The 24,134-nt window shown below is 35.4% G+C and carries 26 protein-coding genes and 1 other annotated feature; of the genes, 7 read left to right on the forward strand and 19 right to left on the reverse strand.

The window, feature by feature from the left end; all coding sequences use genetic code 11:
• Positions 1 to 248: 248 nt before the first annotated feature.
• The 7 genes from J7S27_06580 to J7S27_06610 all read right to left on the reverse strand — a co-directional run bounded on the left by J7S27_06580 (position 249) and on the right by J7S27_06610 (position 6,320).
• On the reverse strand, positions 249 to 1,433 hold the full coding sequence (locus tag J7S27_06580) for an amidohydrolase (protein QTU83629.1): 1,185 nt from the start codon (positions 1,431 to 1,433) through the stop codon (positions 249 to 251).
• Positions 1,434 to 1,466: 33 nt separating this feature from the next.
• Positions 1,467 to 2,321: a MetQ/NlpA family ABC transporter substrate-binding protein gene (locus J7S27_06585; protein QTU82930.1), complete on the reverse strand. Its 855-nt coding sequence runs from the start codon at positions 2,319 to 2,321 to the stop codon at positions 1,467 to 1,469.
• Between the two features lie 24 nt (positions 2,322 to 2,345).
• Entirely contained in the window at positions 2,346 to 3,023 is a 678-nt protein-coding gene (locus J7S27_06590) for an ABC transporter permease (GenBank protein QTU82931.1), read from the reverse strand.
• Positions 3,023 to 4,072: an ATP-binding cassette domain-containing protein gene (locus J7S27_06595; protein QTU82932.1), complete on the reverse strand. Its 1,050-nt coding sequence runs from the start codon at positions 4,070 to 4,072 to the stop codon at positions 3,023 to 3,025. Before J7S27_06595 ends, J7S27_06590 begins: the two co-directional genes overlap by 1 nt.
• A 56-nt stretch (positions 4,073 to 4,128) precedes the next feature.
• Positions 4,129 to 4,375 (reverse strand) — a binding site (T-box leader).
• 27 nt (positions 4,376 to 4,402) lie between these two features.
• Positions 4,403 to 4,609 (reverse strand): hypothetical protein, encoded by a 207-nt coding sequence (locus tag J7S27_06600; protein QTU82933.1) that lies wholly within the window; start codon positions 4,607 to 4,609, stop codon positions 4,403 to 4,405.
• A 195-nt stretch (positions 4,610 to 4,804) separates the two neighbouring features.
• Complete coding sequence (locus J7S27_06605) at positions 4,805 to 5,221, reverse strand: hypothetical protein (GenBank protein QTU82934.1); 417 nt, start codon at positions 5,219 to 5,221, stop codon at positions 4,805 to 4,807.
• A 361-nt stretch (positions 5,222 to 5,582) separates the two neighbouring features.
• Positions 5,583 to 6,320 (reverse strand): hypothetical protein, encoded by a 738-nt coding sequence (locus tag J7S27_06610; protein QTU82935.1) that lies wholly within the window; start codon positions 6,318 to 6,320, stop codon positions 5,583 to 5,585.
• 197 nt (positions 6,321 to 6,517) lie between these two features.
• Here J7S27_06610 and J7S27_06615 point away from each other — a divergent pair, with 197 nt between their 5' ends.
• Genes J7S27_06615 through J7S27_06625 form a run of 3 tightly spaced genes read left to right on the forward strand, consistent with a single transcriptional unit; the run spans position 6,518 to position 8,411 of the window.
• Entirely contained in the window at positions 6,518 to 6,886 is a 369-nt protein-coding gene (locus J7S27_06615) for a GntR family transcriptional regulator (GenBank protein ID QTU82936.1), read from the forward strand.
• Positions 6,883 to 7,740, forward strand: a complete 858-nt coding sequence (locus tag J7S27_06620; GenBank protein QTU82937.1) for an ABC transporter ATP-binding protein — start codon at positions 6,883 to 6,885, stop codon at positions 7,738 to 7,740. The genes J7S27_06615 and J7S27_06620 overlap by 4 nt, the downstream gene beginning before the upstream one ends.
• A complete protein-coding gene (locus J7S27_06625; protein ID QTU82938.1) occupies positions 7,740 to 8,411 on the forward strand; it encodes a hypothetical protein in 672 nt (223 codons plus the stop codon). Before J7S27_06620 ends, J7S27_06625 begins: the two co-directional genes overlap by 1 nt.
• Positions 8,412 to 8,537: 126 nt before the next feature.
• Here J7S27_06625 and J7S27_06630 read toward each other — a convergent pair whose 3' ends face one another.
• The 4 genes from J7S27_06630 to J7S27_06645 form a co-directional block, all read right to left on the reverse strand.
• Entirely contained in the window at positions 8,538 to 10,001 is a 1,464-nt protein-coding gene (locus J7S27_06630; GenBank protein QTU82939.1) for a glutamate--tRNA ligase, read from the reverse strand.
• Between the two features lie 77 nt (positions 10,002 to 10,078).
• Positions 10,079 to 11,185, reverse strand: coding sequence for a PIN/TRAM domain-containing protein (locus J7S27_06635; protein QTU83630.1), 1,107 nt, complete (start codon positions 11,183 to 11,185; stop codon positions 10,079 to 10,081).
• Positions 11,186 to 11,255: 70 nt separating this feature from the next.
• Positions 11,256 to 12,635: a DNA repair protein RadA gene (gene radA, locus J7S27_06640; protein ID QTU82940.1), complete on the reverse strand. Its 1,380-nt coding sequence runs from the start codon at positions 12,633 to 12,635 to the stop codon at positions 11,256 to 11,258.
• Between the two features lie 8 nt (positions 12,636 to 12,643).
• A complete protein-coding gene (locus J7S27_06645) occupies positions 12,644 to 13,207 on the reverse strand; it encodes a dUTP diphosphatase (protein QTU82941.1) in 564 nt (187 codons plus the stop codon).
• A gap of 232 nt (positions 13,208 to 13,439) precedes the next feature.
• Between J7S27_06645 and J7S27_06650 the strand changes: the two genes are divergently transcribed.
• Together J7S27_06650 and raiA are read left to right on the forward strand one after the other, a co-directional pair.
• A complete protein-coding gene (locus tag J7S27_06650; GenBank protein ID QTU82942.1) occupies positions 13,440 to 15,104 on the forward strand; it encodes a polysaccharide biosynthesis protein in 1,665 nt (554 codons plus the stop codon).
• A gap of 236 nt (positions 15,105 to 15,340) precedes the next feature.
• On the forward strand, positions 15,341 to 15,889 hold the full coding sequence (raiA, locus tag J7S27_06655; GenBank protein QTU82943.1) for a ribosome-associated translation inhibitor RaiA: 549 nt from the start codon (positions 15,341 to 15,343) through the stop codon (positions 15,887 to 15,889).
• Between the two features lie 372 nt (positions 15,890 to 16,261).
• Here raiA and J7S27_06660 read toward each other — a convergent pair whose 3' ends face one another.
• The 4 genes from J7S27_06660 to murB are packed head-to-tail and all read right to left on the reverse strand — an operon-like array spanning position 16,262 to position 20,391.
• Complete coding sequence (locus tag J7S27_06660) at positions 16,262 to 16,774, reverse strand: adenine phosphoribosyltransferase (GenBank protein QTU82944.1); 513 nt, start codon at positions 16,772 to 16,774, stop codon at positions 16,262 to 16,264.
• A gap of 3 nt (positions 16,775 to 16,777) precedes the next feature.
• Positions 16,778 to 19,072 (reverse strand): single-stranded-DNA-specific exonuclease RecJ, encoded by a 2,295-nt coding sequence (gene recJ / locus J7S27_06665; GenBank protein ID QTU82945.1) that lies wholly within the window; start codon positions 19,070 to 19,072, stop codon positions 16,778 to 16,780.
• Positions 19,073 to 19,088: 16 nt separating this feature from the next.
• Positions 19,089 to 19,505 (reverse strand): DUF1934 domain-containing protein, encoded by a 417-nt coding sequence (locus J7S27_06670; protein ID QTU82946.1) that lies wholly within the window; start codon positions 19,503 to 19,505, stop codon positions 19,089 to 19,091.
• Entirely contained in the window at positions 19,495 to 20,391 is an 897-nt protein-coding gene (gene murB / locus J7S27_06675; protein QTU82947.1) for a UDP-N-acetylmuramate dehydrogenase, read from the reverse strand. Before murB ends, J7S27_06670 begins: the two co-directional genes overlap by 11 nt.
• A 205-nt stretch (positions 20,392 to 20,596) precedes the next feature.
• Between murB and J7S27_06680 the strand changes: the two genes are divergently transcribed.
• A complete protein-coding gene (locus J7S27_06680) occupies positions 20,597 to 20,929 on the forward strand; it encodes an alkylphosphonate utilization protein (protein ID QTU82948.1) in 333 nt (110 codons plus the stop codon).
• Between the two features lie 79 nt (positions 20,930 to 21,008).
• The gene (gene rpoE / locus J7S27_06685; protein QTU82949.1) at positions 21,009 to 21,563 is read left to right on the forward strand and encodes a DNA-directed RNA polymerase subunit delta; all 555 of its coding nucleotides are present in this window, start codon (positions 21,009 to 21,011) and stop codon (positions 21,561 to 21,563) included.
• Between the two features lie 220 nt (positions 21,564 to 21,783).
• Here rpoE and J7S27_06690 read toward each other — a convergent pair whose 3' ends face one another.
• The 4 genes from J7S27_06690 to rpmH form a co-directional block, all read right to left on the reverse strand.
• Entirely contained in the window at positions 21,784 to 22,578 is a 795-nt protein-coding gene (locus tag J7S27_06690) for a protein jag (protein ID QTU82950.1), read from the reverse strand.
• A gap of 12 nt (positions 22,579 to 22,590) precedes the next feature.
• Positions 22,591 to 23,325 carry a membrane protein insertase YidC gene (locus J7S27_06695; GenBank protein QTU82951.1) on the reverse strand — a complete coding sequence of 245 codons (735 nt, stop codon included), beginning with the start codon at positions 23,323 to 23,325 and terminating at the stop codon, positions 22,591 to 22,593.
• 9 nt (positions 23,326 to 23,334) lie between these two features.
• The gene (gene rnpA, locus J7S27_06700) at positions 23,335 to 23,673 is read right to left on the reverse strand and encodes a ribonuclease P protein component (GenBank protein QTU82952.1); all 339 of its coding nucleotides are present in this window, start codon (positions 23,671 to 23,673) and stop codon (positions 23,335 to 23,337) included.
• A gap of 112 nt (positions 23,674 to 23,785) precedes the next feature.
• Positions 23,786 to 23,920, reverse strand: coding sequence for a 50S ribosomal protein L34 (gene rpmH, locus J7S27_06705; GenBank protein QTU82953.1), 135 nt, complete (start codon positions 23,918 to 23,920; stop codon positions 23,786 to 23,788).
• Between the last annotated feature and the right edge of the window lie 214 nt (positions 23,921 to 24,134).

The following is a 24,134-nucleotide window of genomic DNA, read 5'->3' on the forward strand; positions in this document are numbered from 1 at the left end:
ACTTTTGGGTGCAGAAGTCAATTTATAAATTTCTTACATCAAATTCTTTCAACATTAGAATGGCAACACTTTTTCTTACACTCTCCACTTTGGTCATACTTCTTCTCCTGCAACATTATTTTACACCTTTAGTTTATCGTAATTGGTATTTTTTATATAACCTGCGCAACGTATCTTTCGGTCAATGACTAGCTAAAAGGATAAAACAAAAAAACTAAGCAGTACCTTGATACCACTTAGTTTGATTTCTATTTATTTAAACGTGATAAAATGTAGTTCACTTCAAATTCTACCCCTAAACTTAACGCACGTTCATCAATATTAAATTTTTCGTGGTGATGACCGTATGCGGTATCATGACCACTTTGTGTACCTAATAAAACGTACACGCCTGGTTTTTTCACTGTATAGTCTGCGTAATCGTCTGCACCCATTGATTTTTCATACGTATCAACAAATGTATCAAAGCCATCAATCGTTTGAGCAACTGCTAATGCCTCTTTTGCACATTCTGCATCGTTAATGACCGGTGCTGCGGCATCGTGCCATTTAATGTCATACTCACAACGATACGTTGTCGCAATACCACTCACAACACGTTCAATCGCCGCTTTTAATTGTGCGCGCGTTTCATTAGAATACGCACGAATGGTTCCTTCAATTTCGGCGTCGTTGGCAACAATGTTATAGCGTGTTCCCGCTTGTAAGCGACCAACACCTAAAACGGCCTCTTCAACAGGCGATATTTCACGAGCAACGATAGTTTGTAACGACACGACAAGTTGACTTGCCGCCACTACCGCATCAATTCCCAAGTGAGGTTTACCGACGTGTGCGCTCAACCCTTTTAAATGAATTTTAAAAATATCACATGAGGCATTTACAGCACCACCACGCGCTAAAATCGTACCGACTTTGGATGCTGAGTTCGTATGTACACCAATCGATTCATCAATATCATCAATTAGACCAGATGCAACAAATTGTTTGGCACCCGCACCAATTTCTTCAGCTTGCTGAAAAGCAATGTACACTTTACCAGCGAACGTATCACGCAAATCATTTAAAATACGCGCTGTTCCTAATCCCATTGCAGTATGTGCGTCGTGACCGCATGCATGGCTTAACCCTTCATTTAACGACGCATAAGATACGCCTGTTTTTTCAGCAATCTCTAAAGCATCGATATCGGCACGCAACAAAATTGTACGGCCATCGCCTTTTTGACCTTTAATAGTCGCTAAAACACCCGTTTCGCCTACACGAACATGCGGAATGTTCAACTTGTCCAATTCACTTTCAATTTTTTTAGCCGTTTCGTACTCTTTTAAACTTGGCTCGGGATGTTGATGAAAATGGCGTCTTAACGCAATCACATCTTGTTCAATCGTTTTAACATACTCTTTTATACTACCCATCGTCATTCTCCTTATAAAACAAGGCTAGGATAGCCTAGCCTTATGATATTACTCTTCTAATTTTGCACGTGTCCAAACTTCTAATGAAGATCCTTTAAATGCTTCTTCTGCAATTTTAGCAACTTCTGGTGTTTGGTAATATTTAACAACGGTTTTGAAAACTTCTTCGTTTGCACGATCTTCACGCGCAGCGATAACGTTGTAATATGGTTTTGATGATTCGTTTACGGCTTCTAAGTAAATCGCATCTTTTTTAGGTTGTAATCCGGCTTCTGTTGCATAGTTAGAGTTAATAACTGACGCTGCAACGTCATTTAATGCTTGGAAAGTTTGTGCGGCTGGTAATTCAACAATTTCAATGTTCTTTTTGTTTTCAACAACATCTGCAACAGTTACTAATGTGTTGTTAATGTCGTTTAATTGAATAACACCGGCATTGTGTAATAAACGTAACGCACGCGCACCGTTTGTTGAGTCGTTTGGAATCGCTACTTTATCACCTGTTTTCAATTCATCTAAAGATTTAATTTTTTTAGAGTATGCGCCGATTGGTGAATACATTGTGTATCCAATCGCTTTAACGTGTGTTCCTTTTTCAGCATTAAATTTTTTCAAGTATAAAATGTGTTGGAATGCGTTTAAATCAATTGATCCTTCTTCTAAGGCAGTGTTTGGTGTGACATAGTCTTCAAATTCAACGATTTGTAAATCAATATTTTCTTTTTCTTTCAATTGTTGCTTCACGTAATCCCATTGCGGATGATTTGTTCCGTTTAACCCAATTTTAACGACTTTTGCTTCGTTTTTGTTTTGTGTTGTTGTTGCTGTACCACCTGTTTGTGTGCCACACGCTGCTAAAGTAAAGATAGTTGTTGCTGCTAATACTAATTTTTTAAATGACATATTCATTCTCCTTGTTGTTTCATTTTATTTTGTTGTTGCTTTTTCTAAAAAGTCACCAATTGCTTGGCAAATAAATACAATAATTAAAATAATAACGACCGTAATGATCATCACGTCCCCTTGGAAGCGATTATATCCACGAGCGATGGCTAGATTTCCTAAACCACCACCACCAAATGCACCCGCCATTGTTGTTAAACCAATTAAACTAATAATTGTCAACGACCCGGCACGAATTAAACTTGGTAAGCCTTCTTTTAAATAGACTTTAAATATAATTTGTAATGGCGTTAATCCCATTGCAACACTCGCTTCAATCACACCCGCGTCAACTTCTAAAAGTGCTAGTTGCACTTGACGAGAGAAAAACGGAACAGTGGCAAAAATCAATGGGACAACCGCCCCCGGAATACCAATCGTTGTTCCGACAAGTGCACGGGTAATCGGTATAATTAACATGGATAAAATTAAAAATGGTATCGAACGAAACACGTTGACTAATTTATCCAAAACGGTATAAAGAAATACATTTTGTAAAATACCGCCACGTCTTGTAATGACCAATAAAACACCGAGTGCAATACCTAGCGCCCCTGCAATAACGGCGGTAATTGCCGTCATAGTTAATGTTTCAATTGTACTTTTTACAATTTCTTGATAGACACGTTCGGTCACATTTGGAAAAATTGATGTTAAATCCATTAGTTGTCACCTCCTTTTCGTCTATCTTCAATAATATCAACGTGTGCATTTTCTTTAATAAAGTTAATTGCCTCTTCAATGTTGCCAACTTCGCTGGACAATGCGACTAATAAATTACCAATCGGTGTATTGTGAACAATTTCCACATTTCCAAACAAGATATTGGCAGAAACACTGTACTGTGTCGATAATCGTGTAATTAACGGTTCCCCCGTAGACGCTCCCGTAAAAGCAATTTTTACTAAAACATCGCCATCTTTTAAATTCAATAACTCTTCATGTTCTAAAACGGTTTGAATGCCTTTATTCACATGCGTTGCCGTATCAATGAAATCTTTTGTTAAATCATTTTGTGGATTTGTGAAAATATCCAAGATATCGCCTTGTTCAATAACACGCCCGTCTTCCATAACAGCCACTTTATTACAAATTTCTTTAACGACCTGCATTTCATGCGTAATAATGACAATGGTAATGCCGAGCTGTTTATTCACTTCTCTTAATAACTCTAAAATCGCATACGTTGTTTTTGGGTCAAGCGCACTTGTTGCCTCATCACATAACAACACATCCGGGTCATTTGCTAACGCACGTGCAATCGCAACACGTTGCTTTTGACCACCTGAGAGTTGACGCGGATACGCATCGGTTTTATCCGATAAACCAACCAATTCCAGTAGCGAACTGACTTTTTGAGCGATTTCCGCTTTGGATAATCCTGCTTTATATAACGGAAAGGCGACATTTTCAAACACGCTAATACTATTCATCAAATTAAAGTGTTGGAAAATCATCCCTATTTTTTTGCGTGCTTGACGCAATTGTGATGCACTCAATTGTGTCAAATCTACACCATTGACATGAACTGTTCCATTTGTTGGACGTTGTAATAAATTAATTGTCCGTACCAATGTACTTTTTCCTGCCCCGCTATAACCGATAATGCCGAATACATCACCTTTTTCTACATTTAGCGTGACATCATCTACCGCTTTAATGATGCGTTTATCTTGCTTAAACGTCACGCTGACATTTGTTAAGTTAATCATTTGCTCTTCCTTTCTTTTGTATAAACAAAAAACTCGCCCTTTCTAAGCTTTCGCTTAAAAAGGACGAGTGTCAAAGTCTACTCGTGTTACCACCTTTATTCGTTTTATTATCACTAATAAAACCTCTACCAGTACGTTCAAAAGAATTATACTGTGTTGCTATAACGGGCACTCCCGTACTACCTTCACTATTCGGGTAGTCCACTCAAAAGCCATTTTCAAACAATTTTTTGTACTAACTTTCACCAAACGTTAGCTCTCTAAAACAATCCGTTGTTTTACTTTCTTTATCGTCGTGTTTCATTTACGAGGCAAGTATAACAAAACTAATTAATCATTGTCAACACCATTTTTAAAATTATTTTCATTTTTACTCTTTTTGTCATAACGATATTTAAAGTAACAAAAAATGAGCGTTGATAACACTATGGAAAATGCAATAAAAATTAATCCTATTTTAATTTCTTCACCAATACGTCCTATATTATCCACAAATGAGTCGTATCGAAAGCGTTCCAACCAATCCAAATTATTCATTTAAACATTCTCTTTCTATTTTATTTAAAAATTTACATCATTCAAATATAAAAATCACCATTCTTATATCGTGATACATTGTAAAAATTCATAAGCGTTCCCCTTTTTTTAAAAATATTTTATATTATCCAAAATGATTATTAAATTTGCATAAACTTAAATGACGTATTGTCATGCATTATCAAATATACCAGATTACCACTTACAAATTCCCCAACGATTACATTCAGTAGGAATGGATTTTACAAAACAAAATACTCCTGAGAAAGGCTTAAATACTCGCTTCTTCCCTTTTTCACCTCTCAAACCTTCTGTACCTTGCAAGATTCCCCTATAATATAATACATATCCTGTTCCATATTTTTTGACATCAACGAACTTTTTTGTAAGCGTCATATTAGGTATCCAGCCTAATAATAAAATGTTAGGCTTAATTGCATCCGTATACTGACCATCAACTTCATCAACGTATATCGTGCCAATTACCGTTATATTAGGATGTATGTCTTTCCTTCTATCTAAAAATTCAGCGTCTACCTTTGACGGACAAAACAATAGAATTGACGATAAAAATAGAATACCCAACATGACTTTACTAACTACTTTTTTCATTTTTCTGCCTACTTTCTTTCTGCGATTTTTTACAATCCACATCACTTCATTGTAAATCACCATTACGATAACGTGATATATTATAAAAAAGCATACACGTTCCCCCTTTTAAACCCGTTTATGCGATTTATTTTTAAAATTCATACAAACTCAAATGACACGCTTCATAGGTTATTAACTACGTTTAGCGATACACACTATTGTTCTGGCAACAAAACTAAAAAGGAATCATTTGCCAAATTTTTCTACACCGTTATTTTATCATTAAAATTTAATTCTGACAACGCTTACATTATCGTTTTTTAATCTTTCTAAACAAAAAAGAAGCCTTTTAACAGCTTCTTTTTTTACGTTAAATGCTTTATACCTTGATATGTTCCCAGTGGATTTGTGCCTTAGCCGCACTTTTATCTCCGTTTTTTAAATGATGAATGGTTATCTCATCTATTTCGTACAATTCATGTGTGATGCTATCGCCTAAACGCACTTCATTTTCGTACACAATGGATACTTTTTTAGGTAGGTGTGTTTCTAAAAAGGCACTATCTAAACTATCCACCACCCAGTCTACATACACTGCATTATTGACGTGTTGATTCATATCAATATGGCTAAAATACGTTGCATAATCATTGATTTTGATAGGGGCATTTTCAACACGTTTTATTTTGACCATTGCGTCTAATTTTATCATCTCACTTGCTTGATAATGTTCAACAAGTTCTGGTGAAATGCGCACTAATTTTCGCTCAAGCATATCCACCACCGCAAATCGCATCATCGTTTCAACAATCAATTCTCCATTGCACCAAACACGAAATTGGCGATGGGTGAAAAAACGATTATACGCTAACGCTTCTGTTTCAATCGTAATGGTTTCATCACATGTTGGTAAACGATGAATGTTCATGTCGTGTTGTAAAATAAACCACGTTAAATTTTTATCCGCCATTGGATTACCATGCTGATGAATTAAGTTTTGCGTTTGTTGTCCGGATACCTCTAACAATAAACGAACAAGCATTGACAACTTTACCTTACCGAAGCGATCCACATCTCGATGACGAATTGTAAAATTTTCTGAATAGATTAGTCCCATTTATTCACCTTTTCCACAGTTTTATCCACTTATCCACGTAATATCTATGAAAATTGTGGATAACTTTTTGTTTTATAGCTCTATTTTAAAGATTTTACTATTTTTATCAATTATTTTATATTTGCTATTGATTTCCCGCTTATTCAGTTATATACTTAATTACATAAATAACTAACCGATTAGGGAAGGGGGACATCATGAAATTTGATTATTCTGGCGAAAAACCGTTATTTCAACAAGTGGCAAACGAATTAGAAAAAGCCATTTTTGAAAAAATTTATACAGCTGGCGAACAAGTTCCGTCAACAACTGAAATTTCTAACGGCTATCAAATTAATCCTGCAACGGTGCTAAAAGGTATTAATTTACTTGTCGATGAAGGCGTTGTTGAAAAACGACGCGGCATCGGTATTTTTGTAACAGAAAATGCACATACGCTAATTGCTAAAAAGCGTAGAGATACGTTTATGAAAAAACAACTATCACAGTTTGTTTCTCTTGCAAAATCTCTTGGTCTATCACAAGAAGATGTTGTAACACTAATTGAAAAGGAGTATATAAAATGAGCTTACAAGTTAAAAATGTAAACAAATATTACGGCAAAAAATTAGCGGTAAACCAAGTTTCTTTTGACATTGAGCCTAATCGAATTTACGGTATTTTAGGGCGAAATGGAGCGGGAAAATCCACGTTGTTAAATATGATTAATAATCGATTATCCGTTTCCTCTGGAGAAATTTTATTAGATAATCAACCGTTATTAACAACACCTGACATGTTAAGACGCGTTTATTTAACAAGTGACGAAGATTGGTTCTACCCTGACTATAAAATCAAACGCATTTTCAATTTAGCGGAAACGTTATACGGCTCATTCGATTGGGAATTTGCTAACGATTTATGTAATGCCTTTGATTTAGATATTACACGTAAATTAAAAGCCGTTTCAACAGGTTATCGCAGTATCGCAAAATTAATCGTTGCACTATGCGTGCCATGTGACTACGTCTTTTTAGATGAGCCAGTTCTTGGTTTGGACGCTAACCATCGTATTTTATTCAACAAAAAATTATTGGCTGCCAACGAACGTCGTCAACGCACTTTTATTATTTCAACACACATCATTGAAGAAGTTGCCTATTTATTACAAGATGTCATCATTATTGATAATGGTGAAATTATTGTTGCAGATAGTACCGATAATTTAACACAAATGGCAAAATCCGTTGCAGGAAATGCACAATTAGTTGATGAATTTACACGTGGCATGAGTGTCATTGGTAACGATTATTTAGGCGGTTTAAAACAAAGCGTTGTTTTAGGCGATATTTATGGACAAATACCAGAAGGTTTAACCGTTACACCTGTTAAACTGCAAGATTTATTCATTCATTTAACAAAAAGAGAAGGAGAACAATAATGCGTATTCTAAATGGTTTAAAATATACTCTTGTCGATCAATTTAAAGTTTTACTCATTAGTATAGCTTCTGTTTTCGGTGTTGTTATGCTCTTTAGTCTACTGGCCACTAAAGGTAGAGGAATTTCTATAGCTCCTGAATTTTTAACGATATTCGTTTGGATAGGTTTCTTAATTTTGATTTTTATGGGTTTTTCCTATACGCCCATTTATTTCAGAACACTGATTCAAGGTGGTTTTACACGTTTAGAAATTTTTCTTACACAAATCATTACAGATATCATTATTGTGATTAGTGGTTGTGTGCTATGTTTATTCTCACTCTTTTTTACAGCACCAACAGAAGTTGCCTATGCTTATAAGACAGCAACATACGTCTTTAATCCATTCATCATGCTACTGCTAATTTTATTAGGATTTTTTGGTTCTCGAACATTATTCAATTGTCTAGGATTAATTGCCAATAAATTTAGCAACAAATTTGCTGGTATTATCATTGTTTTTGTAAGTTACTACGGTGCTGGCGTATTACTATCAAGTTTTGATATTTCCCCTACAGCAGACTTTATTGTTGATTATGGTATCTACTTTTCATTAATTTACGTAGCGGCTTTGCTATGCGCACAATACTTTATTATGAAAACACACAATAGTAAACCAATTACAAAATAAAGTTTTTAGGGTGGATGGCACAAGCCATCCACCCTATTTTGATAAAGCATCTCTCTTATCCACTGCAGAGCAATACAACGTCAAACAGCGTTAAGTCTAGAACCTAACGCTGTTTTTATACGGTTATTACGCCACACTATTAATGTGTACTAAGCATTTTTCTTTGCCTAGCGCTTCAATTGTTTTGGCTAATTCGGGTCCGTGTAACGCACCACTTGTCGCCACACGAATCGGCATGAACAAGTTTTTACCTTTTACGCCTGTTTCTTTTTGTACTTCTTTAATCGCATGTTTAATATTTTCTTCGTTAAACACCGTTAATGCTTCTAACTTACTACGGAACGCTGCCAATACAACACCTACCGTCTCGCCTTGTAAAATCTCTTTGGCTTCATCATTCAACGTAAATGTTTCTTCAAAGAAAATTTTTGACGCTTCAACAATATCTGCTCCACAATGAATTTGTTCATGGTATAGACTAATCACTTGTTTAGCATGTGCTAGTTCAGCATCTGTTGCGTTTTCTGAAACATAGCCTTTTTCGATTAAGTGAGGCAACGCCAATTCAACGACTTTATCAAGAGGCGCTTTTTTCATGTAGACACTATTTACCCATGCCAATTTATTCGCATCAAATGATGCTGGTGATTTACTTAAACGTTTTTCGTCAAATAATTCAATAAATTGCTCTTTTGTAAAGATTTCTTCTTCACCAACTGGTGACCAACCTAATAAACCAATAAAGTTAAAAATAGATTCTGGTAAATAGCCTAAATTTTTGTACTGTTCAATAAATTGTAAAATAGACTCGTCACGCTTACTTAATTTTTTACCCGTTTCCGCATTCATAATTAATGTCATATGACCAAATGTTGGACGGTCCCAACCAAACGCATCATAAATCATTAACTGTTTTGGTGTATTGGCGATATGCTCATCACCACGTAAAATATGCGTAATCTCCATAAAATGATCATCCACAACAACCGCAAAGTTATACGTTGGCATACCGTCACGTTTCATAATGACAAAATCGCCACCTAAACTATTACTGTCAAATGAAATATCCCCTTTGACCATATCTACAAATGAATACGTTGTATTTTCTGGTACGCGGAAACGCACAACAGGTGTACGCCCTTCTTTTTCAAAGGCATCACGCTCTTCTTGCGTTAAATACGCATGTGCACCACTATAATGTGGCATTTCTCCACGTTCTTGTTGCGCTAGACGTTCTGCTTCCAATTCTTCTTCGGTACAGTAACATAAATACGCTTTATCTTCTGCCAACAATTGATCAACAATTGGTCGATAAATATGCAAACGTTCTGACTGACGGTACGGTGCATATTTTTCGTTTGGCTTGTCCGGACCTTCGTCCCACTCAATACCCAACCACGATAAATTATCTAACTGACTTTTTTCTCCGTGTTCAATATTTCGTTTTGTATCCGTATCTTCAATACGAATGATGAACTCTCCGCCGTGGTGGCGAGCAAATAAAAAGTTAAAAAGTGCCGTTCTCGTATTTCCGATATGTAAATGTCCAGTAGGACTTGGTGCGTAACGCACGCGAATTGGTTTTGACATGGTCAATATTCCTCCTTAGCAATGTTTCGTCTTTGCCATTGAATAGTTTAAACATTTCTATTCAAATTGTCATGTTTTTATGCTTTTGTTTCATTTATTTTCTTTTGAGAATGTACTGGTTTAGCGAAAATCATGCGCCCAGCCGCCGTTTGAAGCGCACTCGTAATCACCACATCAATCTCTTCATTCATGTAATAATGCCCATCTTCAACGACAATCATCGTGCCGTCATTTAAGTAAGCTACCCCTTGTTGACGTTCTGTTCCATCTTTAACGATTAACACACGCATTGTTTCTCCCGGTAAAACAACCGGTTTAATAGCGTTTGCCAATTCATTAATATTGAGTACAGGCACATTTTGAAATTCACAAACTTTATTCAAGTTATAGTCATTGGTTAAAACAATGGCTTCATACGTTTTTGCCAATTTTACCAATTTACTGTCAACTTCGGGAATATCTTCAAAATCCCCCTCGTAAATTTCCACACTAATTTTATCCGATTTTTGTAATCTATTTAACACATCTAGTCCGCGACGCCCTTTAGCACGTTTTAAATTGTCAGATGAATCGGCAATGTACTGCAATTCATGCACAACAAACAACGGAATCACCAAAGTCCCTTCAATAAAGCGCGTATCCACAATGTCGGCAATACGCCCATCAATGATGGTACTTGTATCGACAACTTTGTATTGATGCATTGTATCATTTGCTTTGCGCGATAAAATTTGTGACTCTACTTTTTGTGGTTTTAATTGATTCAACAATTTGCCCCACGTATCACTACGGCGTGTCCCAACACCAAAGCCAAGATACCCGGCTAAAACAGTAATCATGACCGGTAATACATCTGAAACACCCGGAAGGGGAATGTATTGGAAAATGGAACTAATCAACGTCCCAATGACTAATCCGACAATCGCACCAATACTTCCAAACAATAGATAGAATGGTGATTTTTTTAATAATTTATTTTCAATTTGCATCACAACATTTAATATCGGATTGGCTAGGAATAATGACAGTAAACTAAATAAAATAGCGCCAATAATACCATTTATAATGCCGTTTTGCAATAAAGCGTTCTCCATATTTAATAGAGACCAAAATTGTGGTAGCCACAACGCACCTAAACTGGCACCTAATAGTACGGCTACAGCCACAATAATTTTCTTGCCTATATTTTTCATATGCTCTCCTCCTTTTCCTTAATGTCATGTGAAACAGGTACGCATACCTGTTTCACACCTTTTAGCGTTTAAAAATTTCACTTAACGCTTGTTTAATCGTTGAAACACCGATAACGTGTATCCCATTTGGGATTTTCACACCTTTAATATTGTTTTGTGGAATAAATAGACGCTTAAACCCTAATTTACTAGCTTCGTTTACCCGCTCTTGAATCGCGGTTACACGCCTAATTTCACCAGTTAATCCAATTTCTCCAATAAAGGCATCGGTTAATTGCGTTTCTTGTTCGTAATAACTTGATGCCAAACTCACAGCAATCGCTAAGTCAATTGCCGGCTCTTCTAAACGCACACCACCAGCCACTTTAAAATACGCATCTTGATTTTGTAGCAACATGCCTGTTCGTTTTTCTAAAACCGCCATAATTAACGACACACGATTGTATTCTAAACCACTCGATGTGCGTTTTGCATTGCCAAATGCTGTTGGCGTCAATAAACATTGCACTTCAACCAATAATGGACGCGTGCCTTCCACCGATACAACAACGGCTGAACCATTGGCACCTTTTAATCGCTCTTCCAAGAAAAACTCTGATGGATTGATAATTTCTTTTAAGCCGTCGTGATGCATTTCAAATACACCTATTTCATTTGTTGAACCAAAACGATTTTTAACCGCACGTAATAAACGGAAACTTTGATGTTTTTCGCCTTCAAAATATAGTACCGTATCCACCATATGTTCTAACATACGCGGTCCAGCAATGGTGCCTTCTTTTGTAACGTGACCAACAATAAAAATCGCAATATTATTGGCTTTTGCCAAATGCATTAATGTAGCGGTATTTTCGCGAATTTGTGACACGCTTCCAGCAATACCAGACGTTGCCCCTTCGTGTACCATCGTTTGAATAGAGTCAATAATGACATATTTCGGTTTAACTTGCTCAATGGCTTTAATAATAGATGCCATTTGCGTTTCGGGGTAGATATAAAATTCCCCGTCCGTAATGCCAATACGTTGAGCACGCATTTTAATTTGTGAGGCACTTTCTTCTCCCGAAACGTAAAGTACACGATGATTTAATTTGTGTAACTGTGCCGATACTTGAAGCAACAAGGTTGATTTCCCAATTCCAGGATCGCCACCAATTAAAACGAGTGATCCGGAAACAATACCACCACCAAGTACGCGGTCTAACTCTGAAAGTTCCGTTTGAACGCGACTTTCTTTTGTGAATGCCACATCTTTAATGGGTAATGCTTTTGTTGTGTTGCCTTCAAAATCTACACGTGTGTTTGTCTTTGCGTTATCTTGGAATTTTGAGACTTCTTCCATTTCGCCCCACGCTTGACAATTCGGGCATTTTCCGACATATTTTGCAGATTCGTATCCACACGCCATACATTGAAAAATCAGTTCACTCTTTTTTGCCATGGCTACTCCTATTGCTCAAGCGATTGCGTTCCAGATGATCCAAAACCACCTTCACGCTGTGATGACGTGCTGTCATCGTCCGCTTTTAAAAACGTCAAGAAAATACCTTGACCGATACGATCGCCCTTTTGAATCACTTTATCTCTCAATCCAAAATTACTCATTTGGAAATAAATGTGTCCCTCGTTGTCGGCGTTGTCGTAATAATCCGAATCCACAATACCTACCCCGTTTGACAAAACTAAAAAGTGTTTTAACGGATTGCTTGAACGGTTTGTCAATTGCAAATACTCATCGTCGTTCATGTACGCCTTAATGCCTGTTGGTACCAAAACTGGTTTTAATACTTTATTCACTTCGTTTTCTTGCGCTTGTTGTGGTGTCGTGGTGCTTGGCTGAATAAACTGCTTCAATTCAATAGCCACTGCTTTAAATAATGTTTTCCACACACTTGGAATAACCGTATCTTCTGCCGCTTCAAAGTCATAGCCTGCTGCGTGATGTGTAGCACGCTTTGGTAAGTTAATGCCTTTATCTGCATATTGCGATACAATTTTAAACCCTCTACTCATCTAGAAACCTCCTATACATTCCTTTATTATAGCATATTTTCATAGGCTATTTATGATAATATAGCCGTTTTTTTGCAAAAAGTGGCACAAAAATCATCGATTTTCAATCTCTAATTCATTTTAATGGATTTTACCACCGTTTTTTTCTTTTTTACATTTTCTTAAAAAATTGTATAATGAAGCTAGCGTGTTTGTCGTATACGGCAAATGATTTTATGCTTTAGAGGCGATTATGTTAAAAAGAAAAGCAAATAAATTATCACAAATCGATAATTTATCGAACAATGAAAAATTAATTAACGGCTTTGCTTGGCTATCTGCCGGGCTTTTACTGTCCCGTTTAATTGGTGCCGTTTATATTATTTTCTGGTCCAAATGGATTGGCGAGCATTACGAATTGGCGAACAGTTTATATGCGATTGCCTATAATCCGTATGTTTTATTTATTGATATTGCTACGGCTGGGTTCCCAATGGCGATTACAAAACAAGTGTCTCAACTCAATGCACAAAAAGAATATAAAGCGAGTATGCAACTGTTTAAACATTCCGCAATTGTCATGGTGGCATTTGGATTAATCGCTGCTTCTATCTTTTACTTGTCAGCGGGGTTTATCGCGAACAATTCAGTGCAGCCGACACATAACATGATGGACAATATTCGCGTGTTGCGAACATTGACCCCGACGCTAGTCATTTTGCCACTGATTAGTATTTTGCGCGGGTTCTTTCAAGGTAATCAGCAGATGACAACACCTGCCGTATCACAAATTATCGAACAATTTGTGCGTGTTGGTTATATGCTAGGGATGACCTACTATGTGATGAAAATCAAGGGCGGTTCATTCATCGAGGCGGTGGAACAATCCACTTTTGCGGCGTTTGTAGGGGCAGCTGTTACCTTAATCTTTTTACTCATTGAATTTGCCAAAGCGTATCCATACTTGATGGATCGTATACGCCTAGGCGAAAAAAATATTCATATCAATTTCAAAATGAGTTTGATGACGGTTTTAAAAGATTCCATTCCATTTGTTTTAATGAGTATGGGAGCTTCCGTACTAGCCATTATCGATCAATTTTTATACCGTCCGATTTTACACGATTTTTCTGACTACGACGCTAGAAAAACGGCTATATCGTACTCATGGTTTAGTGCCAACACCATTAAATTGACATCAATCGTTGGTTCATTAACCATGGCGATGACAACGGCAACCATTCCAAATATTGCCACGCTATACCACAAAAAAAGTTTTAAAGAATTGGCACAATCCATCACAAAAAACTTACAATTTTACTTGTTTATTATTTTGCCAACCGCTATTGGTTTAAACATTGTGGGTAATTCGATGTATCGTGTGTTTTATAGTGATGCCAACGGTGCGCACGTCTTAAAATTTGTGTCACTGGCATTAATTACGAGCGGGTTATTTAGTATTTTTGTTAGCATGTTACAAGGTATGGGCAAACACCATGTTGCACTGCGCGCATTTAGTATCTTAATTGCGACCAAATTATTAATGGACATGATTTTCATTGCGCTATTTAAAGAAATTGGTCCGGGATTAGCCGATATTTCAGCCGCGCTATTGGCACTCTTTTATTTATGGACAGAAATGAAACACCTCACACGCTTTAATGCACGAGCGGTTTTCCACTCGTTAGAAAAAACGATTTTGAGTACCATTTTCATGTCCGTTTTTGCAAGTCTATCTTACTTAATCTTAACTAGACTATTATCTGAATTTGGCTTTTTACCAAATATCATTCGTGTTGTCGTTACGGCTATTGTCGGCGCAATCGCCTATGCTTACGCCTCATTAAAACTTGGTCTATTGGAAACGCATTTTCCACAATATACACCAAAAATAAAACGGCTATTTCGAATGAAATAAATTCACTTACTAATGTGAACTACTCTACCTAATTAAAACACCGTTTGTGCGGTGTTTTTTCATATCCTTTGAAATCACTCTAAAAAACAACCCTAAAAATCACTTGAAAAAATTTTCTAAAATCAAAAAAATACGTTTGAAAAGGCTTTCAAAAAAATAAAAAATATGTTACACTATTCACGTAGAGAAATCTATAAAATATTCTAGACGATAGTCGGCTGGAAGGAGAGATAATTATGTTAACATTTAATATCAGAGGAGAAAACATCGAAGTTACTCAAGCGATTCGTGAGTATTGTGAAAAGAAATTGACACGCTTAGAACGTTACTTTACACACGTGCCGTCTGTTATATCTCATGTAAACTTAAAAGTTTATCCTGATAAAACTGCAAAAGTTGAAGTAACTATTCCACTTCCATTTTTAGTTCTCCGTGCTGAAGAAACATCACCTGATTTATACGGAAGTATTGATTTGGTAATTGATAAATTGGAACGTCAAATTCGTCGTTACAAAACAAAAATTCAAAAAAAATCACGTGATAACGGTTTTGCTTTTGAAAATGCCTTTGCACCGAACGAAGACGTTGTTGAAGAAAACGATAATTTAGAAATTGTACGGATTAAACGCATTCCTTTTAGACCAATGGACGCTGAAGAAGCTATCTTACAAATGAACATGTTAGGACATGATTTCTTCGCCTACATCGATATGGAAACAGAAGACATGTGTGTCGTATACCGCAGAAAAGACGGCAAATACGGCTTAATCGAAGCGGATAGATAAAAAATTTAATCAAAAAACTATACAATTTTTAGGGTTGACGGCATAAGCTGTCGACCCTAATTTATTTTGTGTTAAATCACTACTTTTTTACTAATAACCACCATTTGACATAGAACAAAAAAAAACAGTGAACCTTTTGATTTACTGTTTCTATGTTAGTTCTTTTCTAAATTTTGAGTGTTTATTTTGTTTATAATTATATCATTTTTAACCGCTATTATCGTATCAGACGTTGTTGTACGAATGGCTTCGTTCTCGCACGTAGTAGAGAACGAGCGATGTATCGTGTACATCGCGGTAAGCCGTACAACTTAACGTCTGATACGAAAAAAGACTGTTGACAGTCTAATTTGTCAACAGTCTATGCTTTTTTTAATACGTCATCAATACTTTAATATCGTAATTGCCAATTTTTTCACGGCCGTTTAAGTCTGCTAATTCAATTAAAAATGCTGCGCCGACGACGATACCACCTTGTTTTTCGATTAATTCAATTGTTGCAGCGATTGTACCGCCTGTTGCTAATAAGTCGTCTGTAATTAACACGCGTTGCCCTGGTTTGATGGCATCTTTGTTCATTTCTAAAACGTTTGAGCCGTATTCTAAATCGTAGGATACCTCAATCGTTTCTCCCGGTAATTTACCTTTTTTACGTACAGGCAAGAAACCAACGCCTAATTCTGTTGCCACTGGACACCCAACTAAAAAGCCACGTGCTTCTGGTCCAACGATAACATCCACTTGATTTTCTTTTGCATACTCTACAATTTGTTGTGTTGCATAGTGATATGCTGGCCCATTAGCCATTAATGGTGTAATATCTCTAAATAAAATTCCCGGTGTTGGAAAATCCGGAATAGTTGTAATATATTGTTTTAAATCCATAAGTTACTCCTTGTTATCATCCATTTTTAAATGTATTTGAAGTGTCGCAAACGGCGTAAATAACAATTCTTTTTGAACTACCATAAGTTGTTGATGTTTTTTCATCACTTGCGTTTGCATTAAATCCACTTTTTGTGTATTGCCAACAAAAGTTAGCGTACCATCCTCTATTTTAACAAATTCAGCTTCAAAAAACACCTGAATAATTAAAATTAATAAATCTTTTTGCATGCCCAATACTTTGGACAAACGATCTAACTGATTTTTAAGGACGACTTGCTTTTCATTGGCTAAAATTTTATAAACATTAGCGAATTGTTGTCGTGTCGGTGTGCCAATTAAATATAAATTCTTTTGTGTATGACACATCACATGGACATTGTCATAGGCTACCTTGTTTAACACATGTTGTAGCGATTCTATTGTTTCTGGACAATCAAAAATTACCAAATGTTCACAAAATAAATTTTCATGATGATCAATCGTCTCTGCCATTAAACTTTTTGACGTTGTTGGCACTTTTGTAGCAAAAAAGTCGTAATATTTTTGATTGAAAAAGACATAAATGGCATTTTCAATCATCACATCTTCTTTTTTGATAACGGTTGTCCGTTTATCAAACCACTGTTTTTTCGTAATTTGCGTATCTAAAACGTGTCCTTGGACACTTTCAATACCATTCCACTCGTTAATGCCTAACTGCACCCAAGCCGTTGTTTCAATATCATCTAATAACTGGGATTGCACATGTCCTGCATTAAACAGTACAAAATCAAGTTGCCCAATACGTCCCTTCAAGTGTTGTTTTTTGTCGCCAATAGATTTTGTTTGTGACAATTTCTCATTTTCAATTTTAAAAATAGGCTTGTCATGATTGGTACCATACGGTTCAAATTGTTTTAATTCGTGTAAAAAATCAATCGTTAAATCGCTACTTTCTACGCTTAAATCATAATACCGTGTTGGTCTTTCAACGACTGGGACAATGTGTTGCAACGCTTGTTTCAATGCATCAATGTTATCTATCGACACACTTAATCCAGCAGCCATTTCATGACCACCAAATTTTGCGATAAAATCGCTACACTCCGTTAAAACATCATATAAATTAACGCCTTCAACACTTCTTCCCGAACCTTTTGCAATACCCGTTTCTTCATCAATTTGCAACAAAATTGTTGGTTTACCGGTTTTTTCAACGACTTGACTGGCCACAATACCTAATACACCAGCATGCCAATTTTTACTCGCTAATAAAATGAAATTATCTGCATTTCCTTGAATTTGTTGCATCACATCATTCACGATATTGGCAACAATTTGTTTACGTTCATCATTTTTTGCATTAATTAACGCCACTAACTCATCGGCTTGTTCATCATCAAACGTCATCATTAATTCAACGCCCGGTGTTGCATCATCTAATCGACCAATCGCATTTAATCGTGGTCCAATTGCAAAACCAACATTATCCGCCGTCAATTTTTGTGTATTAACGTTTGCACTTTCCATGAGTTTTTGCAATCCAATGCGTTGCGTTTGTTTCAGCATATCTAATCCGTAATGAATAAGTATTCGATTTTCGTCTGTCACACTGACTAAATCAGCAATGGTACCAATAGCTACTAAATCCAAACTTTCCATTGGCACATCGTCCAACAATGCCGTTGCAACTTTAAAAGCAACGCCTGCACCCGATAAATCACCAAAAGGGTACTGCCCTTTTGGGTGTCTTGGGTGGACAATCGCATACGCATTTGGTAATTCAGCAGGTAATTCATGGTGATCCGTTACCACCACATCAACACCTTTAGACATAGCAACAGCAATCGCTTCGTGACCGGCTACCCCATTATCACACGTCACAATTAAATCGACTTTATCGACATCAATCATGTACCGAAACACTTCAACGTTTGGTCCGTACCCATCTGTAAACCGATTTGGTAAATAAAAATGAACATTTCCACCAAGTGTATCAATCGCTTCACATAAAATCGACGTACTCGTAATACCGTCCGCATCGTAATCACCATAGACTAGAATTTTTTCGCCATTTTCAATAGCACATCGAATGCGCTCTACCGCTTTTTCCATGTCATGCATTAAATACGGATCATGTAATTGTGATAAATCTGGTCGTTTAAACGTTTCTAATTTTTCCCGTGTATCAATGCCACGTTGTAAGCACAGTTGCGCAAATAGTCGTCCCACCCCCGTTTCTTCTTGAAAGGCTTTAACGTCTTGTTCGCTATGTAGCGCTTTTTCTACCCAATGATATTTTGCTTTTTTTGCCATATTTTCCCTTTTTGTGTTAGTTTTGTACAGTATACTGTAAGCGATAGCGTCCAAATAATTGATTGTCCTGTTTCAATTTGTAATGTAAATGAAAGGCAATCATGTCGCCTTGCTCATTGAACAGATAATCTAATTTTGTTGTTTGCACATCAAAAACCATCATACCTTGCGGCAAATGATAGTGCATTTGCGTGTCATCCTGTTGTGAAAAAACCACTCTTTTAATGGCGTGTTTTTCCCACAAAAATGTCATGACCTTTTGTTTGACATCAATTTTTACTGTATTTTTCCCCGTTTCATCATCTTCAAATCGAAAATAATGTACACCATTTACAAGATGATACGTTGCTTCATATTTTTTTTCGATAACATCTGTATCGTGTTGCTGTTGAATAGATGATCGTAACTGTAATTGAACCGTCTTATTTTCCAATGAAACGCACTTCCGTTTCTAATTCAACATTGAATTGTTTTTTTACGGTGTTTTGCACGTGTTTGATTAACGCTTCATAGTCACTTGCTGTTCCATTATCAACATTGACCATAAAACCGGCATGTTTTTTAGACACTTCAACACCACCGATACGATACCCTTGTAATTGTGCATCTTGAATCAGTTTACCAGCGAAATACCCTTCCGGTCTTTTAAACACACTCCCACAACTTGGGTATTCTAACGGTTGTTTTGATTGGCGTAAATCTGTCAATTTTTTAATTTTTTCATCAATAAGATTTTGTTGTCCAACGGCTAATTGTAACGTCATCGATACAACAACATCGCCTGTTTCTTGAATTTTACTGTGTCGATAAGCAAATTGCATGTCTTCATTTGTATAGGTTTTCATTTCACCATCTCGTGTGAGCACATCAACCGATACAATAACGTCTTTCATTTCACCGTCATACGCACCGGCATTCATATACACCGCACCACCAACACTTCCAGGAATACCGCATGCAAATTCAAATCCTGTTAGCGTATGTTTTTGAATAAATTGTGATACATCCACTAATTTTGCACCAGCTTGTGCATAAACCTTTTCACCATCAATTGAAATGTCATTCATTTTTTCAAGCATGACAACTATACCGGATAATCCGCTATCTTTTACAATAACGTTACTGGCATTACCTAAAACGGTTAATGCAATATTTTTTTCTTTTGTAAATGTTAAAATATGGTGTAATTCGTCTTTAGTTTTCGGAAAAACAAGTAATTCTGCTGCTCCACCTGTTTTTGTATACGTATAATCTTTTAATAAGCCATTTTCGGTGGCTATAATGTGTGGATATTTTTCTTTAAATTCTGTTTGAAACATATTTGCCTCTTCTTTAGTGAATTAATTGCTCTACCATTATAATGGACTTTGCCCTAAAAATACAAAAAAATCACGCTTTTTAATGTTTTCTTTCTTTTTTGCGACATCTTTTTAAAATTGAAAGCATTTTACACCACAGCAAGAACTTGCATTTTGAACCATTTATCTATATGATGATTGAGAATAAAAAGCAAGGAGTTAGAAAATGAGTTTACCAAATTGTCCGAAATGTGCTAGTGAGTATGTTTATGAAGATGGCGCTTTACTTGTTTGTCCGGAATGTGCGTATGAGTGGGACGCAAACGAGAGTGATGCAGAATCAACTTTAATCGTTAAAGATGCGAATGGTGCTTTATTACAAGACGGGGATACTGTTACAGTCATTAAAGATTTAAAAGTAAAGGGTGCTCCTAAAGACATTAAACAAGGAACACGTGTTAAAAATATTCGTTTAGTTGAAGGTGACCATAACATTGATTGTAAAATTGATGGGTTTGGTGCAATGAAATTAAAATCAGAATTTGTGAAAAAAAATTAAATTTCATGTAGCTTTCATTGAAAAAACACTAATTTACTGATAAACTAAAACATACAAATGTGAAAGGGTGTACCGATAGATGACATTGATTGGTTTAGAAGGCATCAATAAAAATGAATTATCCATGGTTGAAGTAGCACACGCTATTTTAGAACAAAAAGGTGACGTAATGGAGTTTAATGAACTGTTAGTCGCTGTTCAAGAATACATGGAATTAAATGACGAAAAATTGGAACGTCAAATGCCTGTATTTTATACGGAATTAAATATTGACGGCAGTTTTATTTCTTTAGGCGATAATCGTTGGGGATTACGTTCATGGTATGCAATTGATTCGATTGATGAAGAATTAGTTTCATTAGAAGAAGAAACAACTGTACGTCGTAAAAAACGTAAAAAACTTAATGCGTTCGTTACAAGTGATGACGATGTTGATTACAGCAACGATGATCCAGAAGACGAAGATTTAGATACATTAGATGATGATGAAGACATTGATGAATTAGATGATAGTGAGGAAACAACTGATTTAGACGATTACTCATCAGATTTAGATACATTAGTGGATGATAAAGACGCTATTGAAGACGAATTAACAATTGTTTCTGATGAAGAAGCATTTGAAGATTTATAAAATAAAATCCAACCTGTTTTTGCTTGTAAAAAATAGGTTGGATTTTTTGTTGTTTTAAAATTGGCTGTATCATTTTTAGGGCGAATAGCATAACACATCAATCTAATTTAACAGTACCTTTTGTTTGACTACTTACGATAATGAACATAAAAAAAGACTGTTGATGATTTAGTTTATCAACAGTCTAGATTGAAAAATTTCGATTTTAATGATTTATCCTTTAAAAAGGTTTTTGATTAAATTCCACTTTTAAATAGCGATGTGGTTCTTTACCTTCTGATTGTGTTACCAATTGATCGTATCTACTAATACGTGCATGAACAATTTTACGTTCAAATGCTGGTAGTGGTTCTAAATAAACCGCTTGGCGTGTACGAAGCACTTTTTTTGCTGTACGATCAGCCATCTCTTTTAATTTTTCTTCACGTTTTTGACGATAATCACCAATATTTACAATAACCATTGGCGCTTTTTCATCTTCACGATACACCATTGTTTGTGTCAACACTTGTAAAGCGTTAATGATTTTACCGTATTTTCCAATTAATAAACCAGCTTTAGCCGTTTCAATTTGGAAAATTAATTTTTTAGATGTTTCTTTTACATCAACTGTAATATCCGCACCGTATTCTTTTGAAATATTCACTAAATAAGTAACAACTTCTTTATATTTTTCATTAGCATCAACTTTATGATGATGTGTCGGTTGTGGTGTTGCCTCAACTGTTTTTTGAGTAGTTGTTGAAACCTTTTTTTCTTCAACAACTTTTTCAGTTAATTTAACATCTTTTTCAACTGATTTTACTGATTTTTCTACAATTGTTTCATTTTGTTCAAATGATTTTGGTTTAACGGTTAATGAGACAATAGCCTCTTTTTGACCAAAACCTAAAAAACCTTTTTTATTTTCTTGTAACACAACAATAATCACATCTTCGCGAGAAGCATTTAATTTTTTTAAACCATTTTCAATTGCTAATTCGACAGTTGCTGCTGTCATTGTAATTGTATTCATTGGCATTCCTTTCTATTTACGTTTTAATGCACGTGCTTTAGCTTTTTTCAATGCACGTTGTTTTGCTTTTTCTTCTTTAATTTTGTTTTCGCGTTCTGCTTTAATTTTAAACGGATTATTTAACAATAATGTTTGTAATACGGTAAACATATTCCCTACTACCCAGTATAAAGCTAATGCAGAGTTATAACTAATTGATAAGAAAAAAATCATTGTTGGTAAAAAGTATAATTGTAACGCTTTTCCTTGTTGCATGTCTTTTGTTTGACCTTGTAACGTCAACCATGAGTTTAACCATGTAAAGAAAGCAGCCAATGCAGGTAAAATAAACGTAGCATCTGTTTTACCTAACTCTGCCCAGAAAAAATGACCGGTAGTTAATTCTTTTGTCGTAGAAATTGCTTGATATAAAGCAATCATAATTGGCAATTGTAGTAATAATGGTAAACAACCTGCCCATTGATTCACACCATGTTTTTTATTTAATTCACTAATGGCTGATTGTAATTCTAATTGTGTTTGACGATCACGTGCTGAATATTTTTCACGTAATTTTTTCATTTCAGGTTGCAATTCAGCGGTTTTACGTGTGATTTTCATTTGATATTGCATTAATGGCAATAAAATAATACGTGTAATTATCGTAAATGAAATAATACCCATTGCATAATTATTGTTAAATAATTGTGATAAATACAAAATAAATTGTGATGCTAATTCTACAAAACTAGTCCATAAATTTCCCATATAGTCTCCTTAATTCATAATTTGGCATAATTTTGCCACATGTAATAAACTTTTTTTAATGTCTTCTACACTCATATCAATGATAGGTGTTCGCGCAATGACAATTATATCATAATTTGTTTGAAAACTACCTTCCAATTCGTGAAAAGCACGACGAATTTTTCGCTTAATGCCATTTCTAACAACAGCATTTCCCAATTTTTTACTTACGGACAACCCTACACGAATATGCGTTTGATTTTCTTTCTCTAAATAATAAATAACAAACTGTTTATTGGCTTTTGATTGTCGTTTATCAAAAATTTTTTTAAAATCCATTTCACTTTTTACACGAAATTCTTTTTTCATTAAACTACCTTTATCTTGTCATAATCTTATTCATTATAATATATTTTTTTATTGAAAACTACATTAATACAAATAAAAAGACCACTGTTTCCAGTGATCCTTGCATTTTTTATTAAGCAGATAATACTTTTCTACCTTTACGACGTCTGCTTGCTAATACGCGACGTCCATTTTTTGTACTCATACGTTTACGGAAACCGTGAACTTTTTGACGATGACGTTTTTTTGGTTGATAAGTTCTTTTCATTCATGACACCTCCTGTGGAATATATCTATCTTCTAAATGTAATGTAAAACACTAAGACAGTCCCCAATAGTATAAGAAACTCTAGCATTTTTGTCAATTTTATTTTTGATTTTTTTAAGGTTATACACACTTTTTTTTACAATTTTTTTAAAATCATTTGTTATACACACATTATGAACATTTTATCCACAAATTAACATATTGTTTATTGATA

It is taken from the genome of Carnobacteriaceae bacterium zg-C25 (assembly GCA_017945845.1).
Classification (GTDB): Bacteria; Bacillota; Bacilli; order Lactobacillales; family Aerococcaceae; genus WM01.